The 15,229-nt window shown below is 71.9% G+C and carries 11 protein-coding genes; 5 read left to right on the top strand and 6 right to left on the bottom strand.

Annotation, left to right across the window (positions count from 1 at the left end; translation table 11 throughout):
• Positions 1-20 precede the first annotated feature (20 nt).
• The 4 genes from HQQ85_RS01540 to HQQ85_RS01525 all read right to left on the bottom strand — a co-directional run bounded on the left by HQQ85_RS01540 (position 21) and on the right by HQQ85_RS01525 (position 6,011).
• A complete protein-coding gene (locus tag HQQ85_RS01540; RefSeq protein WP_371741719.1) occupies positions 21-419 on the bottom strand; it encodes a DUF4233 domain-containing protein in 399 nt (132 codons plus the stop codon).
• On the bottom strand, positions 416-1,891 hold the full coding sequence (locus HQQ85_RS01535) for a folylpolyglutamate synthase/dihydrofolate synthase family protein (protein WP_173180748.1): 1,476 nt from the start codon (positions 1,889-1,891) through the stop codon (positions 416-418). The genes HQQ85_RS01540 and HQQ85_RS01535 overlap by 4 nt, the downstream gene beginning before the upstream one ends.
• Entirely contained in the window at positions 1,884-5,204 is a 3,321-nt protein-coding gene (gene ileS, locus HQQ85_RS01530; protein ID WP_173180747.1) for an isoleucine--tRNA ligase, read from the bottom strand. The genes HQQ85_RS01535 and ileS overlap by 8 nt, the downstream gene beginning before the upstream one ends.
• A gap of 231 nt (positions 5,205-5,435) precedes the next feature.
• Positions 5,436-6,011, bottom strand: coding sequence for a TetR family transcriptional regulator (locus HQQ85_RS01525; RefSeq protein WP_173180746.1), 576 nt, complete (start codon positions 6,009-6,011; stop codon positions 5,436-5,438).
• Positions 6,012-6,109: 98 nt separating this feature from the next.
• Here HQQ85_RS01525 and HQQ85_RS01520 point away from each other — a divergent pair, with 98 nt between their 5' ends.
• The 5 genes from HQQ85_RS01520 to HQQ85_RS01500 all read left to right on the top strand — a co-directional run bounded on the left by HQQ85_RS01520 (position 6,110) and on the right by HQQ85_RS01500 (position 12,779).
• Positions 6,110-7,765: an ABC transporter substrate-binding protein gene (locus HQQ85_RS01520; RefSeq protein WP_371741718.1), complete on the top strand. Its 1,656-nt coding sequence runs from the start codon at positions 6,110-6,112 to the stop codon at positions 7,763-7,765.
• Between the two features lie 7 nt (positions 7,766-7,772).
• Positions 7,773-8,786, top strand: coding sequence for an ABC transporter permease (locus tag HQQ85_RS01515; RefSeq protein ID WP_173180745.1), 1,014 nt, complete (start codon positions 7,773-7,775; stop codon positions 8,784-8,786).
• On the top strand, positions 8,783-9,640 hold the full coding sequence (locus HQQ85_RS01510; protein WP_173180744.1) for an ABC transporter permease: 858 nt from the start codon (positions 8,783-8,785) through the stop codon (positions 9,638-9,640). The genes HQQ85_RS01515 and HQQ85_RS01510 overlap by 4 nt, the downstream gene beginning before the upstream one ends.
• Positions 9,637-11,310: an ABC transporter ATP-binding protein gene (locus HQQ85_RS01505; RefSeq protein ID WP_173180743.1), complete on the top strand. Its 1,674-nt coding sequence runs from the start codon at positions 9,637-9,639 to the stop codon at positions 11,308-11,310. The genes HQQ85_RS01510 and HQQ85_RS01505 overlap by 4 nt, the downstream gene beginning before the upstream one ends.
• A gap of 83 nt (positions 11,311-11,393) precedes the next feature.
• On the top strand, positions 11,394-12,779 hold the full coding sequence (locus HQQ85_RS01500; protein ID WP_173180742.1) for a hypothetical protein: 1,386 nt from the start codon (positions 11,394-11,396) through the stop codon (positions 12,777-12,779).
• 4 nt (positions 12,780-12,783) lie between these two features.
• Here HQQ85_RS01500 and HQQ85_RS01495 read toward each other — a convergent pair whose 3' ends face one another.
• Positions 12,784-14,148: an NtaA/DmoA family FMN-dependent monooxygenase gene (locus HQQ85_RS01495; protein ID WP_173180741.1), complete on the bottom strand. Its 1,365-nt coding sequence runs from the start codon at positions 14,146-14,148 to the stop codon at positions 12,784-12,786.
• A 52-nt stretch (positions 14,149-14,200) separates the two neighbouring features.
• The gene (locus HQQ85_RS01490; RefSeq protein WP_173180740.1) at positions 14,201-15,229 is read right to left on the bottom strand and encodes a LacI family DNA-binding transcriptional regulator; all 1,029 of its coding nucleotides are present in this window, start codon (positions 15,227-15,229) and stop codon (positions 14,201-14,203) included.

The following is a 15,229-nucleotide window of genomic DNA, read 5'->3' as shown; positions in this document are numbered from 1 at the left end:
GTAAACCCTAGCGAATGAAGCTAGACGGCCGCCGCCGGGGAGCCGCCCTGCTCGTCGCCCTCCTCGGCCTCCTGCGCGACCCGCCAGGCGGCGCGCTGGCGGTCGATCTGGGCGCCCTTGACCATGCAGTAGATCCACAGGCCGATGAAGATCGCCGCGACGATCGCGAGCGAGGGCACGAGGAAGCACGCCGCCACGATCACCGCCTGCAGCGCCCAGCCGAGCCAGTAGCCCCAGCGGAAGCGCAGCAGCGCGACGTTCACGACGAGCAGCAGGCAGAGCACCGCGCCGCCGATCAGCGCGGCGGGCGCGGGCAGCGCCTTCAGCCCGAAGATCACCAGCGCAGCGAAGAACATCACGATCGACTCGAAGCCGAGCACGATCGAGGCGAGGCTCTGGCGAACGGATGCTCCCCTCACTCGGTCGCGCCCTTCCAGCCCTCGCGAGCGGCCAGCGTGATGACCTCTCCGACGAGGGTGATCGAGCCCGTGACGAGCACGGCCCCCTTCTCGGTCTCGCCGGCCGACTCCCGCGCCTGCTCGAGCGCCTCCTCCAGCGAGGGCTCGACGAGCACGCGATCGGCGCCGGCGATGCCGACGACCACCGAGGCGAGCTCGTCGGGATCGATCGCCCGGTCGGAGGAGCTCGTCGTCACGACGAACTCCGAGACGACGGGGTCGAGGGCGCGGATGATGCCCGCCACGTCCTTGTCGGCCAGGATGCCGACGACGGCGACCACCTTGTCGAAGGTGAAGTACTCCCCCACGGCTGTGGCCAGCGCCTCGGCGCCTCCGGGGTTGTGCGCGGCGTCGACGAGCACCGTCGGCTCGGTGCCGACGAGCTGCAGGCGTCCGGGCGAGGTCGCCGTGGCGAGCCCCTCGGTCACGACGTCGTCGGCGAGGGCCTGGGTGCCGCCGCCGAGGAAGGACTCCACCGCCGCGACGGCGACGGCGGCGTTGTGGCCCTGGTGGGTTCCGTAGAGCGGCAGGAAGACGTCGCGGTAGGTGCCGGCGAGGCCCTGGATCGTGACGAGCTGCCCCCCGACCGCGACCGTGGAGTCGAGCATCCGGAACGCCGTGCCCTCGACGGCGAAGGTCGCCTCGGAGAGCTCGGCGGCGCGCTGGAGCTCGGCCAGCGCCTCGGGCGGCTGGACCGCCGTGACGACCTGCGCCGAGGGCTTGATGATGCCGGCCTTGGTGCGCGCGATCTCGGCGACGGTCGAGCCGAGCCGGTTGGTGTGGTCGAGCGAGATCGGAGTGATCACGGCGACCTGGCCGTCGCCGACGTTCGTCGAGTCCCACTCGCCGCCCATGCCGACCTCGATCACGGCCACATCGACCGGCGCCTCGGCGAACGAGGCGAAGGCGAGCACCGAGAGTGCCTCGAAGAAGGTCAGGTGCGGTTCCCCCGCGGCCTCCAGCTCGCTGTCGACGAGCTCCAGGAAGGGCTCGATGTCGCCCCAGTTCGACGCCAGCGCCTCGTTCGTGATCGGCACGCCGTCGATCATGATGCGCTCGTTCAGGCGCTCGAGGTGCGGGCTGGTGAAGAGGCCCGTGCGGAGGCCGAGTGCACGCAGCAGGCTCTCGGTCATGCGGCTCGTCGAGGTCTTGCCGTTGGTGCCGGTGATGTGGATGATCGGGTACGCGTGATGCGGGTCGCCGAGCAGCTCCACCACCCGCCGCGTGGCCGAGAGCCGAGGCTGGGGCTGCGCCTCGCCGAGGCGCGAGAGCAGCGCCTCGTACACGGCGTCGCCCTGCTCGACGTACTCGTCGGGCGCGTCGAGGCCGACGCGGTCGAAGTCGTCTCCGGGCGAGACGCCCGCCTCGACCTCGTTCTCGTCGGGGTCGTCTGCGGGCGGGCCGAAGTCGCCGCCGAAGAAGTTGTCAGACAAGTGCGTTCTCCAATTCGATCGACACGCGGCCCGAGGCTCCCACCGGGACGGGCTTCACCCGCTCCTCGTCCGAGATCTCCGCGAGCACGGGGACACCGGCGGCGAGCACCTCGCGGCCGACGAGCTCCAGCAGCTCGGGGAACTCGGCGAAGCTGCTGCGCGAGTCCTCGTCGAGCTTGAGGGTGAGACGGATGCGGTCGGTCACGAGCAGGTTGCTCGACTTGCGCTGGCTCTGCACCGCGCGGATGACGTCGCGGGCGAGGCCCTCCGCCTCGAGCGCAGGCGTCAGCGTGGTGTCGAGCAGCACGAAGCCGCCGGCGGGCAGGAGCGCGAGCGCGGTGCTCTGCCCCGACTCCCCCTCGGCCGAGTCGGCGGCGGCCTCGAGCACGAGCTCGTACTCGCCCTCGAGCAGGTCGATGCCGCCGGCGTTCACGACGCCGTTGGCCTCGTTCCAGTCGCCCGAGCGGGCGCCCTTGATGGCCTGCTGCACGCTCTTGCCGAGGCGCGGGCCGGCGACGCGGGCGTTCACCGTGAGGCGCGAGGTGATGCCGAACTCGGCGGCGCTGGTGGCGTGCTGGTCGACGAAGCTCACGCTCTTCACGTTCAGCTCGTCGCGGAGGATGGCCTCGAACTGCTCCAGGTTCGACGCGTCGTCGGTGACGATGGTGAGGCCGGCGAGCGGGAGGCGCACGCGCAGCCCGTTCTGCTTGCGGAGCGACAGCACGGTGGAGGAGATGGCGCGCACGGTGTCCATGGTGTGCACGAGGCCGGCGTCGGCCGGGAAGTCGTTCTCGTCGGGCCAGTCGGTGAGGTGCACGCTGCGTCCGCCGGTGAGGCCCTTCCACATCGCCTCGGCGACCAGCGGGATGAGCGGCGCGGCCACCCGGGTCACGGTCTCGAGCACGGTGAAGAGCGTGTCGAACGCGGCGTGGTCGTCGCCCGACCAGAAGCGGTCGCGCGACCGGCGCACGTACCAGTTGGTCAGCACGTCGGCGAAGTCGCGGAGCTTGGCCGAGGCGACGGTCGCGTCCAGCGCCTCGAGGTCGGCGGTCACCGACTGCACGAGCTCCCGGGTCTTGGCCAGCAGGTACCGGTCGAGCACGTCGCTGGAATCGGTGCGCCACTGCGCCTCGTAGCCGGAGTCCGACGCGCTGTTCGCGTAGAGGGTGAAGAAGTAATAGGTGCTCCAGAGCGGCAGCAGCAGCTCGCGCACCCCCTGGCGGATGCCCTCCTCGGTGACGACGAGATTGCCCCCGCGCAGCACCGAGCTCGACATCAGGAACCAGCGCATCGCATCCGAGCCGTCGCGGTCGAAGACCTCGGACACGTCGGGGTAGTTGCGCAGCGACTTCGACATCTTCTGCCCGTCGGAGCCGAGCACGATGCCGTGGCTGATCACGTTGCGGAACGCCGGGCGGTCGAACAATGCGGTCGAGAGCACGTGCATCACGTAGAACCAGCCGCGGGTCTGCCCGATGTACTCGACGATGAAGTCGGCGGGGCTGTGGGTGCGGAACCAGTCCTGGTTCTCGAACGGGTAGTGCACCTGGGCGAACGGCATCGACCCCGAGTCGAACCAGACGTCGAAGACGTCGGGGATGCGGCGCATGGTCGAGCGCCCGGTGGGGTCGTCGGGGTTCGGCCGGGTGAGGTCGTCGATGAACGGGCGGTGGAGGTCGGGCTCGCCGTCGCGGTTCAGCGGCAGCGTGCCGAAGTCGGCCTCGAGCTCGGCCAGCGAGCCGTAGACGTCGACGCGCGGGTACTCGGGGTCGTCGCTCTTCCACACCGGGATGGGCGAGCCCCAGTAGCGGTTGCGCGAGATCGACCAGTCCCGGGCGCCGGAGAGCCACTTGCCGAACTGACCGTCCTTGACGTTCTCGGGCACCCAGTCGATCTGCTGGTTGAGCTCCTCCATGCGGTCACGGATGCTCGTGACCCGCACGAACCAGCTCGACACCGCCTTGTAGATCAGCGGGTTGCGGCAGCGCCAGCAGTGCGGGTAGCTGTGCTCGTAGCTCGCCTGGCGCATCAGCCGGCCCTCGGCCTTCAGCAGCTGCGTGAGCGGCTTGTTCGCCTCGAACACGTGCTGCCCGGCCACGTCGGAGACGGTGGAGAGGAAGCGCCCGCCGTCGTCGACCGAGATGATCACCGGGATGCCGGCGGCCTCGCAGACCTTCTGGTCCTCCTCGCCGTAGGCGGGGGCCTGGTGCACGATGCCGGTGCCGTCGGTGGTCGAGACGTAGTCGGCCACGAGGATCTGCCAGGCGTTCTGGGTGCCCCACTTCTCGGTGTCGGCGTAGTAGTCCCAGAGCCGCGCGTAGGCGACGCCCTCGAGCTCGCGGCCCGTCAGGGTGCGGGTGACGGATGCGCGGGCCTCGTCGGCCGAGTCGTAGCCGAGCTCCTTGGCGTAGTTGCCGACCAGGTCGCTCGCGAGCAGGTAGTCGGCGACGAGTACCGTCTGGCCGCCCTCCCCTTCGCGCGCCACCTCGGCGTCGGCGGTGCCGTTCGGACCGGCCGGCACGAGGGCGTAGTCGATGTCGGGACCGACCGCGAGGGCCATGTTGGTGGGCAGCGTCCAGGGCGTGGTCGTCCAGGCGAGAGCCCGCACCGCGGTGAGGCCGAGCGCCTCGGCGCGCGATCCCACGAGCGGGAAGGTGACCGTGACCGTCTGGTCCTGGCGCATCTGGTAGACGTCGTCGTCCATCCGCAGCTCGTGGTTCGAGAGGGGCGTCTCGTCCTTCCAGCAGTACGGCAGCACGCGGTAGCCCTCGTAGGCGAGGCCCTTCGTGTGCAGCTGCTTGAAGGCCCAGAGCACGCTCTCCATGAACGTGGTGTCGAGCGTCTTGTAGTCGTTGTCGAAGTCGACCCAGCGGGCCTGGCGGGTGACGTAGGCGCGCCACTCGTCGGTGTACTTCAGCACCGACTTGCGGGAGGCGGCGTTGAAGACCTCGACGCCCATCTCCTCGATCTGGCTCTTCTCGGTGATGCCGAGCTGCTTCATCGCCTCGAGCTCGGCCGGCAGGCCGTGGGTGTCCCAGCCGAAGCGGCGGTCGACCTTCTTGCCGCGCATCGTCTGGAAGCGCGGGAACACGTCCTTGGCGTAGCCGGTGAGCAGGTGCCCGTAGTGCGGCAGGCCGTTGGCGAACGGCGGGCCGTCGTAGAAGACCCACTCGGCGCCGCCCTCACGGTTCGCGATGGACGAGCGGAAGGTGTCGTCGCCCTTCCAGAAGGCGAGCACGCCCTCCTCCACCTCGGGGAAGCTCGGCGACGGGACGACGGAGCTGAACTCGTCGGAGTCTTTGGGGTACGTCATGGTTCTCCTGGACGGCCTGATCGGTGCTGCCTGTTCCACGAGGACGGTGGGCTCTCACCCGCCGTGGTACCACCTCGCTTGCCGCCCGGTGCGTTCGCCCCGGATGACCGCTCGTTCTTAGGCTGTGACGGGCCCGACCCGTTCGGTTCTACTTGGCCTCCGGTCGCCCGGCCGCCGTTCTTCCGAAGACTCCCCGGTGATGGCCGGTTCACAGTCGTTCAGTAGGCGATTCTAACCGATGCCGAAGCCCGAGAGCACAGGATGCACGACCTTCTGCAGATACGTCTCGAGCGGTGCGCGCTCCGGTCCGTCGGCGGCCCACCGCCCCACGGCGGCCGAGGCCGCGCCGACCACCGCGAGGGCGATCCCCCGCGCGGTCAGGGCGTCGAGGCCGCGACCGAGGAGGAAGGCCTCGACGACTCCGGCGTGGGCGAGCGCGCGGGCGAGTCCGGCGGCCTTCAGCTCCTCGTCGATGCCCATCACCTCCCACTGGGTGAGTGCGAGCGGCGCTCGGCCGGGGGTGAGGGCGGCGGCCGTCGTGACGAGGGCCGCCTCGACGGCGGCCAGGGGGTCGGTGCTCGCGGGGGCTGCGGCGAGAGCATCCGTCAGCACCGCCCGGCTCGCGTCGAGCTCGACCCAGAGGAGGTCGGCCTTGCCGGGGAAGTAGTTGAAGAAGGTGTTGCGGCTGACCCCGGCGCGGCGCGTGATCTGCTCGATGGTGGTCTTCGCGTAGCCCTGCTCGAGGAAGAGCTCGGAGGCGGCCTCCTCGAGCATCCGCTCCGACGACGCCCTCGGCCGACCGGCCATTCTTGCTCCCGGGGAATAAATAGATCGCGTACAAGAATTAGACTGGTGACGATCACAGCAGATCGCCCTCCCACCATCCCATACAGAACGGCTCCGTCGTGCCCCTGCGTCACCGCTCCCTCGCCCTCTCCCTCGCCGGGCTGGCCACCGCCTCCGCCCTGCTGCTGGCCGGATGCTCGGCCGACGCCGCTCCGTCGGACACCCCCGCGACCCCCACAGCCGGCGGCACCCTCACCTACGCGACCGGCTTCGGCGAGCCCACCTGCCTCGACCCGCACGTCGGAGGCAACATGCCGCAGGCCCTCGTCGGCACCAACGTGCTCGAGTCGCTGTTCTCGCAGGATGAGACCGGCGCGATCGTGCCGTGGCTCGCCGAGTCGGGCGTCGCGGCCGACGACGGGCTGAGCTGGGACGTCACCCTCCGCGACGGCATCACGTTCACCGACGGCACGCCGATGGACGCCGCCGCGGTCGCCGCGAACGTCGCGCACATGAAGGACCCGGAGACCGCCTCCTCGACCGCGATCCTCGCGCTCGGCAAGGTCTCCTCCGTCGAGGTCGTCTCCCCCACCGTCGCCCGCTTCGTGCTGAGCGAGCCCGACAGCGCGCTGCTCGAGTCGCTCGCCCAGACCTGGCTCGCGATGGAGTCGCCCGCCGGACTCGAGCGGGGCATGGAGGCCAACTGCGAGGCGCCGATCGGCACCGGCCCGTTCGTCTTCTCGGAGTGGGTCAAGCAGGACCACGTGACCCTCACCCGCAACGACGACTGGACCTCGGCGCCTGCGGGCGCGACCCACGAGGGCCCGGCCTACCTCGACACGATCCAGTGGCGCTTCATCCCCGACCCGGCCACCCGCTTCGCCGCGCTGCAGTCGGGCGAGGTCGACGTGATCGACGAGATGCAGCCCGACAACGTCGTGGCCGCGACCGCCGACGGCAGCGGGCTCGACGTGCTCACCGGTGCGCTGCCCGGTGCCTCGATCCGGCTCGAGCTGAACTCGGGCTACGCGCCGTTCGACGACGAGAAGGTGCGCAAGGCCTTCATCGCTGCGGCCGACGTGAACCCGGGCATCCAGAGCCTGTTCTTCGGCACCGTCGAGCGCTCGTACTCGGTGCTGTCCTCGTCGACGCCGTTCGGCGCCTCGTTCGAGGACGACTACGCCATCGACGCCGACAAGGCGAACCAGCTGCTCGACGAGGCCGGCTGGACGTCGCGCGATTCCGAGGGCTACCGCACCAAGGACGGCGAGCGGCTGACGGTCGACTTCCCCGTGTCGACGAACCAGTCGATCCCGGCCGAGGTGTCGCTGTTCGAGCAGATCCAGGCCACCACCAAGGCGGTCGGCTTCGACGTCGAGCTGCACCCGATGGACCTGTCGAGCTGGTACGCCGCGCTCGGCTCCTGGGACTTCGACCTCACCAGCGCGATCTACACGAAGAACTCGCCCGACGTGCTGCGCATCCTGTACGACTCGGCGAACATCATCCCGGCACCGAGCGGGTACCACCCGAACAACGCGCACGTGTCGATCCCCGAGCTCGACGACGCCGTGACCGCGGCGGGTCAGACCACCGACCCCGACGAGCGGGCCGCGCTGTACGAGAAGGCGCAGCAGCTGCTGGCCGACGGCGCGTACGTGCTGCCGCTGTACGACCACCTGCAGAAGATCGGCTACGGCGACCGGGTGCAGGGGCTGTCGCTCCTGCCGACGCTGCAGATCCCATACTTCGGCGACACCTGGGTGAGTGAGTAGCGGGCGGATGCGCGGCGGTGCCCGGCGGGTCGGCACCCTGCGGGTCGGCGCCGCTCTCGGCGGGGCCGTGTTCGTGCTCTGGGCGGCGGCGACGCTGACGTTCTTCGGGCTGCGGCTGATCCCGGGCGACCCGGCCCAGGCCGTGCTCGGCGGGCCGGGGTCGCAGGCGAGCGCCGAGGCGCTGGCCGCCGTGCGCGCCGAGTACGGCTTCGACGAGCCGGTCTGGGTGCAGTACCTGCGCTACCTCGGCCGGCTCGTCACCGGCGACCTCGGCTCCTCGTACTCGCAGCGGCAGTCGGTGGCGTCGATCATCGGCAGCCAGATCGGCGGCACCCTGCTGCTGGCCGTGCTGGCCCTGACCGTCGCCTGGCTGCTCGCGCTCGGGCTCGCCGTGTGGTCGACCCGCGGGGGCCGGGTCGCTGCCGCCGTCGGCTCGGGCCTCGAGATCGTGGCGGCCGCGGTGCCGCACTTCTGGCTGGCGACCGTGCTGGTGCTCGTGTTCAGCACGACGCTGCGCTGGTTCCCCGCGGTCAGCACCGACGCGCTGGCCGGGCTGGTGCTGCCCGTGCTGACCCTCGCGCTGCCGCTCGCCGGATTCCTCGGGCAGGTGATGCGCGAGTCGGTGCTCGACGCGCTCGAGGCGCCGTTCGTGCTCTCGGCCCGTGCGCGCGGCGAGAGCGAGGCCGGGGTGCGCTGGCGACACGTGCTGCGGCACGGCGCCCTGCCCGGCATCGCCCTCTCGGGCTGGGCGTTCGGCTGGCTGATCTCCGGCGCAGTGGTGGTCGAGACGATCTTCGCCCGGCCGGGGCTCGGGCGCACGCTGCTGAACGCGGTGCAGCTGCGCGACGTGCCGCTCGTGATCGGCGTGGTGCTGGTCGTCGCGGTGGGGTACGTGGTGATGACGCTGCTGACCGACGTGGTGTCGCGGATCGCCGACCCGCGGCTGGCCGCCTCGCGGCCCTCCCGCCCGTCGCGACGGGCCTCCGCGCTGCCGGCCTCCGCCGAGGAGGCCCGGGCATGAGTCTTCCTCCCGTGTCGACGGTTGCCTCCGTCGCACCGGCCGACCGGCGGGGCCGACGGATGCTCGGCCCCGCCCAGTGGGTCGCCGTCGCCGTGCTGGCGCTGCTGCTTCTCGCGGCCGTGGCACCCGCGGTGCTCGCACCGGGAGACCCGTTCGCGATCGCCCCGGTGGACGCGTTCCTCTCACCGCGGTGGGGGCATCCGCTCGGCACCGACGAATCGGGCCGGGACATCTACACCCGCATCGTGCACGGCGCCGGCACCTCGCTCGTGATCGGCGTCGCCGCCACCGCGATCGGCATCTCGCTCGCGCTGGTGCTGGGTCTCGCCGCCGCCCTCGGCGGCCGGGTCGTCGACTTCGGCGTGAACCGGCTGCTCGAGGTGCTGTTCGCGTTCCCGGGGCTGCTGCTGGCATTGCTCGTGATCACGGTCTACGGACCGGGGATCGTGACCTCGACGATCGCGGTGGGGCTGGCGACGGCGCCGGGGTACGCGCGGATCATCCGGGCCCAGGCGCGGTCGGTGGCGACCTCGCCGTACGTGGAGGCGGCGGTGGGGCTCGGACGGTCGCGGGGGCGCATCCTGGTGCGGCACATCCTGCCGAACGCCCTGCTGCCCGTGTTCGTGCTGGTGACGCTCGGCGTCGGCCAGGCGATCGTCTGGGCCGCCGCGCTCAGCTACCTCGGCCTCGGCGCCGAGCCCCCCGCCGCCGAGTGGGGCGCGATGCTCTACGCCGGCAAGAACTACCTGGCGACGGCCTGGTGGATGACGTTCTTCCCCGGGCTCGCGATCGTGCTGGCGGCCGCCGCGACGACCGTGCTGGGGCGGGCGCTGCAGAAGCGGGGGGCGCGATGAGCGAGACGCTGCTGCGGGTCGAGGAGCTGCACGTCGGCTTCGGCGGGCGCGGGTCCCGGCGCGGTCCCGCCGTGGTCGACGGGGTGTCCTTCACGCTCGAGGCGGGTCGCGCGCTGGCGATCGTGGGCGAGTCGGGCTCGGGCAAGTCGGTGACCGCGCGGTCGTTGGTGGGGCTGGCGGGTGCCGGGGCGTGGACGTCGGCGTCGGCGCTGGAGGTGGGCGGAGCATCCGTTCTCGGACCCGTCGGAGCGGACGGCCTCGCGCGGGGCCTCTCGGCGTCGGCCTGGCGACGGCTGCGCGGCCGGTCGATCGGGCTGGTGGTGCAGGACGCGCTCGTGTCGCTCGACCCGCTGCGGCCCATCGGGCGCGAGATCGGCGACGCGCTGCGGCTGCACACGCCGCTCTCCGCGACCGAGCGGCGCGCGCGGGTGCTGCAGCTGCTCGAGTCGGTCGGGATGCCCGACCCCGGATCGCGCGTGCACCAGCGCTCGGGCGAGCTCTCGGGCGGCCTTCGCCAGCGCGCGCTGATCGCTTCGGCCCTGGCCGCTTCCCCGCGCCTCGTGATCGCCGACGAACCGACGACGGCGCTGGACAGCACGGTGCAGGCGCAGATCCTCGCGCTGCTCGAGAGCGTGCGCGACGCCGGCACCGGCCTGCTCTTCATCAGCCACGACCTCGCGGTCGTCTCGCGCATCGCCGACGACGTGCTCGTGATGCGCGCCGGCCGCGTCGTCGAGTCGGGGCCGGCGGCACAGGTGCTCGGCGACCCGCAGCACGAGTACACGAAGGCGCTGCTGCGGGCGGTGCCGACGGGGGTGCCGCGCGGGGTGGCGCTGAGCGCGGCGGCAGCGTCGCCGGCGCGACCCGTGCCCGCCGCCGCGTCGACGGCCGCTCGGCCGGTGCCGCCTGTGTCGACGGTTCCCGTGCTGGAGATCTCGGGCGTCTCGAAGCGGTTCGGCGACCGGCTCGCGGTCGACGACGTGACGCTGTCACTCCCCGCGGGCACCACCCTCGGCCTCGTCGGCGAGTCCGGATCGGGCAAGACCACCCTCGCCCGCATCGCCCTCGGCCTCGCCGACCCCGACGCGGGCACCGTTCGCCTCGACGGGCTCCCCTGGGCGCCCGGGCCCGAGCGCGACCGCCGCGCCCGACGTCCGCTCGTCGGCGCCGTCTACCAGGACGCCCTCTCGTCGTTCGACCCGCGGATGACCGTGCGGCAGATCCTCGCGGACGCCCTCCGGGGAGCATCCGCCCCCCGCCCCGTCGACGAACTGCTCGCCGAGCTGCTCGACAATGTCGGGCTCTCACCGTCGCTGGCCGGAGCCCGCCCCCTCGAGCTCTCCGGCGGACAGCGCCAGCGCGTCTCCATCGCCCGCGCCCTCGCGCCGTCGCCGCGCGTGATCGTGCTCGACGAGCCGGTGTCGGCGCTCGACGTGTCGATCCAGGCGCAGATCCTCGACCTGCTCGACCGGCTGCAGCGCGAGCACGGCGTCGCCTACCTCTTCATCTCGCACGACCTCGGCGTGGTGCAGCACATGAGCGACACGCTCGCCGTGATGAAGGACGGTCGCGTGCTCGAGCAGGGACGCGCATCCGCCGTCTTCGACAGCCCGGCGCACCCGTACACGCAGGCGCTCCTGGCAGCGGCCCCGCGCATCCGCCTCGGCTGAATCCGCCGTATCCCCGGGGGTCTTCCGCCGCTACACTCTCGCGCAACACGCGCGACGTGCGCGTGCCCGCCACGGAGGTCGCCATGCCCGAGAACGTCAGCTCCACCGCCCTCACCACCGATCCGGTCTCGCCGGAGTTCGAGCGGCGGTTCCCCCGCCGCTTCCTGTTCGCGGGAGCGGCGGCCGGCGTCGCCGCCCTCTCCCTCGCCGGCGCCCCGGCCGCCGAGGCGGCTCCCGCCACGACCCCGTGGACGCTCGGCGGCAACACCGGCGTCACCACGAGCAACTTCCTCGGCCCGACGAATGCGGGTGCACCGCTGATCTTCAAGACGAAGAACGACTCCGCCTCGAGCCTGAGCGAGAAGATGCGGCTCTCGGCCATCGGCCGGCTCGGACTCGGCGTCACCGACCCGAAGGCCCGGCTGGACGCGGTCGGGAGCACGATCGCGGTGCAGGGCACGAGCACCGCCACCACAACGGCGGGCCGGGCGCTCTCGGGCATCGCCAAGGGCGGGTACGGCGTGTTCGCGAAGTCGAACGAGACGGCGGCCTACTGCGACGGCGGAAGCCTCGGCGTCTATGCCCGGGGGGCCATCGCCGTGCGCGGGGAGGGAACGACGTACGGGGGCGCCCTGTCAGGGGCCGACACGGGCCTTCAGGCCGACGGAGCGGTCTTCGGCGTGCGGGCGTTCGGGGCGACCGCGGTCTACGCGTCGGGCACCGACTACTCCGTGCGCGCCACCGGAGGGAAGTACGCGGTGCTCGCCGAGAACGGCGGCACGGCGAGCGTGCGCGGCAACAGCCCCTATGTCGGCGTCTGGGGCGACGGCGCCACCTTCGGGGTCTACGGGCGCGCGACCGGCGCCGGCGGAGAGAACTACGGCCTGTTCGGCTCGTCCGCGAGCCCCCAGGGCTACGCCCTCTACGCCTCGGGGAACGCCCGGGTCACGGGAACCCTCTCGAAGTCGGCCGGCTCGTTCCAGATCGACCATCCGCTCGACCCCGACAACAAGTGGCTCTCGCACTCCTTCGTCGAGTCGCCCGACATGATGAACGTCTACAACGGCAACGTCACCACCGATGCGAAGGGCGACGCGACCGTGACGCTGCCCGACTACTTCGAGGCACTCAACCGCGACTTCCGCTACCAGCTGACCGTCATCGGCGGCGGGTTCGCGCAGGCGATCGTCTCGCGGAAGATCGCGAAGAACAGCTTCGCGCTGAAGACCGACAAGCCCGGCATCGAGGTGTCGTGGCAGGTCACGGGCATCCGTCACGACAGCTACGCGGAGGCGCACCCGATCGTCGTGGAGACCGCGAAGACCCCGGCCGACACGGCGCGTCGCGGCTCGGGCGCCGAGCCGGGCAGCGGCCCGGTCGAGGCCCCGGTCGCGCCGCTCCCCGACGCGGCCGTCGTCCCGCCGGCACCCACCGCGCCCAAGGCCTCGGCTTCGACGACGGCCCCCTGACGGCTCAGGCGCCCTGCTCGAGGTTCTTCGTGGAGGGGCGGAAGCCCGGGTGCGGGCCGGCGAAGCCGAGGCGTTCGCGCAGGGTGAGCGAGCGGTCGGGCTGCCGCCACGCACCGCGGGCCTCGAGTTCGGGCAGCACCAGGGCGATGAACTCCTCGTAGGCCCCGGAGTCGCCGAAGGTGGGCTCCAGCAGATAGCCGTCGAGGTCGGCGGTCTCGGCCGTGGCGATGAGCTCCTCAGCGACCTCGGCCGGCGAGCCGGTGATCACGAAGCCGCGCTCCTGCACCCGGAAGGCGTCGAGCACGTCCTGCACCGTCTCGATGCCGGGCATGGAGCGGTACCGGTCGAGCGGGGTGTGACCTTGGTCGGTGCCGGCGATCTCCGCGATAAGCATCGAGCGGTCGAGGGCGCGGAGGTCGATGCCGGTGAAGCCCGCGAACAGCACCGCCGCGTCGTCCATCGAGAACTGCTCCTCGAGCTCGCGGCGCTTCGCGAGCGCCTCCTCGCGGGTCGGGGCCACCGTGACCGTGACGCCGCTGATGATCTTGAGGTCGTGCGGGTCGCGGCCCGCGGCGGCGACCCGGGAACGGATGTCCTGCGAGGCCGTGCGCGCCTGCTCGGCGGTCTGGCCCTGGATGAACATCGCCTCGGCGTTGCGCGCGCCGAAGTCGCGGCCCCGCCCCGACATGCCGGCCTGGAACAGCACCGGCGTGCGCTGACGCCCCGGCGGCACCTTGAACAGCCCGTGGCTGGAGAAGTGCTCGCTGCGGTACGACACGGGGCGGATGCGCGCGGGGTCGATCAGCGTGTTGCTCTCGCGGTCGAAGACCCAGGCGTCGTCGTCCCAGACGTCCTCGAGCAGGCTGCGCGCGAGGTCGACGAACTCGTCGGCCACGTCGTAGCGGGCGTCGTGGTCGAACTGGGTGATGCCGAACAGCTGCTCGGTGACCTGGGCGGTGCTGCCGGTGACGACGTTCCAGCCGATGTGGCCGTTCGTGAAGGCATCGAGGGTGGCGAAGCGCCGGGCCGTCGGGAACGGCTGCTCGAGCGAGGTCGACGAGGTCACCACGATGCCGAGCGAGGGGGCGGCCTGCGAGAGCGCGGCGACGAGCAGCATCGGGTCGTAGCCCGGGAAGAGGATGCCGTGCGTCAGCACCTCCTCCGGCACGTCGCCGTCGATCTGCGGGTAGCCGTAGCTGTCGGCGAAGAGGATGAAGTCGAAGCCCGCGTCGTCGAGCGTCTTCGCGAGCCCGGTCCAGTACTCAGGGCTGCCGTACCGGTCCCCCCGGCCGTTCGGGTGCCGCCACGTCGGGACGCCGTTGGAGGGGGTGAGGATCTCGAACACGCCGAGGGAGAGAGGCTTGACCATGCCTCCAGCATCGCCGAGGCGGTCGGGCCGCCGCGAGCCGCCCTAAAACGTTTTACACAGTCGTAACGCGGCGCGTCGACGCCCGTTCCACGAGGGTCACGGGGAAGACCGTGACCTCGGGCTCTCCCCCGTGGGTGACGAGTTCGACCAGTTGCACGAACGCACGGCGGGCCATGCCGGCGGAGTCCTGGCGCAGCGTGGTGAGCGTCGGAGTGATTCGGGACGCCCAGCTGATGTCGTCGAATCCGCAGACCAGGAGGTCGTCGGGGACGACCCGGCCGAGGTCGTGCGCCTCGAAGGTGGCACCGATGGCCTGGTTGTCGGTGCACGCGAAGAGGGCGTCGACCTCGGGGTGCCGGGCGAGCATCCGGCGCACCCCCTCGCGGCCGCCCTCGAAGGAGTACGGAGCGGTCACCCGGTGGAGGCGGGAGGGATCGACCCCGCGCCCGGCGAGCCCCGCTGCGAAACCGGCGCTGCGCTGAGCGGCCGTGGTGAGGCTGGCGGGGCCGGCGAGCAGTCCGAAGACCGTGCCGCCGGCGTCGACGAGATGCTCCGCGGCGAGCCGTCCCCCGCCGGCGTTGTCGGAGTACACGCCGCCGACGCCCTCCAGCTCGAAGCCCTCGTCGACGGCCACGATCGGCAGCCCGCCGGCGAGAGCCGGAGCGAGCATCGTCGCCCTGGGGTTCGTGGAGAACAGCAGCACGCCGTCGACCGCCCCGGCGAGCCGGGTCAGCGACGCCGACTCGCGCCCCGCGTCGAAGCCCGTGTTGACCAGCGAGAGCTGGAAGCCCGACTCGTCGGCCAGCCCCTCGATCACGCTGACCATCCCCGCCCAGAAGGGGTTCGTCACGTCGGGGATGACGAGGCCGATGCTCCGGTGGAGCCCCGTGCGGAGCGACCGCGCGACCCCGTTCGGCCGGTAGCCGAGCTCGGCCGCCGAGCGGAGCACCCGTTCCACGGAGTCGGGGCCGACCCGCCGCGCCCCGGTGAGAGCGTTGCTCGCGGTGGCGATGCTCACCCGCGCGTGCTCGGCGACGTCGCGGAGCGTGACCGGGCCGCGGCCGGGCGGGACGATCTTCAT

This window comes from Herbiconiux sp. VKM Ac-2851 (assembly GCF_013205105.1).
Lineage (GTDB): Bacteria > Actinomycetota > Actinomycetes > Actinomycetales > Microbacteriaceae > Herbiconiux > Herbiconiux flava.
Note: the sequence above shows the minus strand (reverse complement) of the source record. Positions and strands in the feature narration are given on the sequence as shown.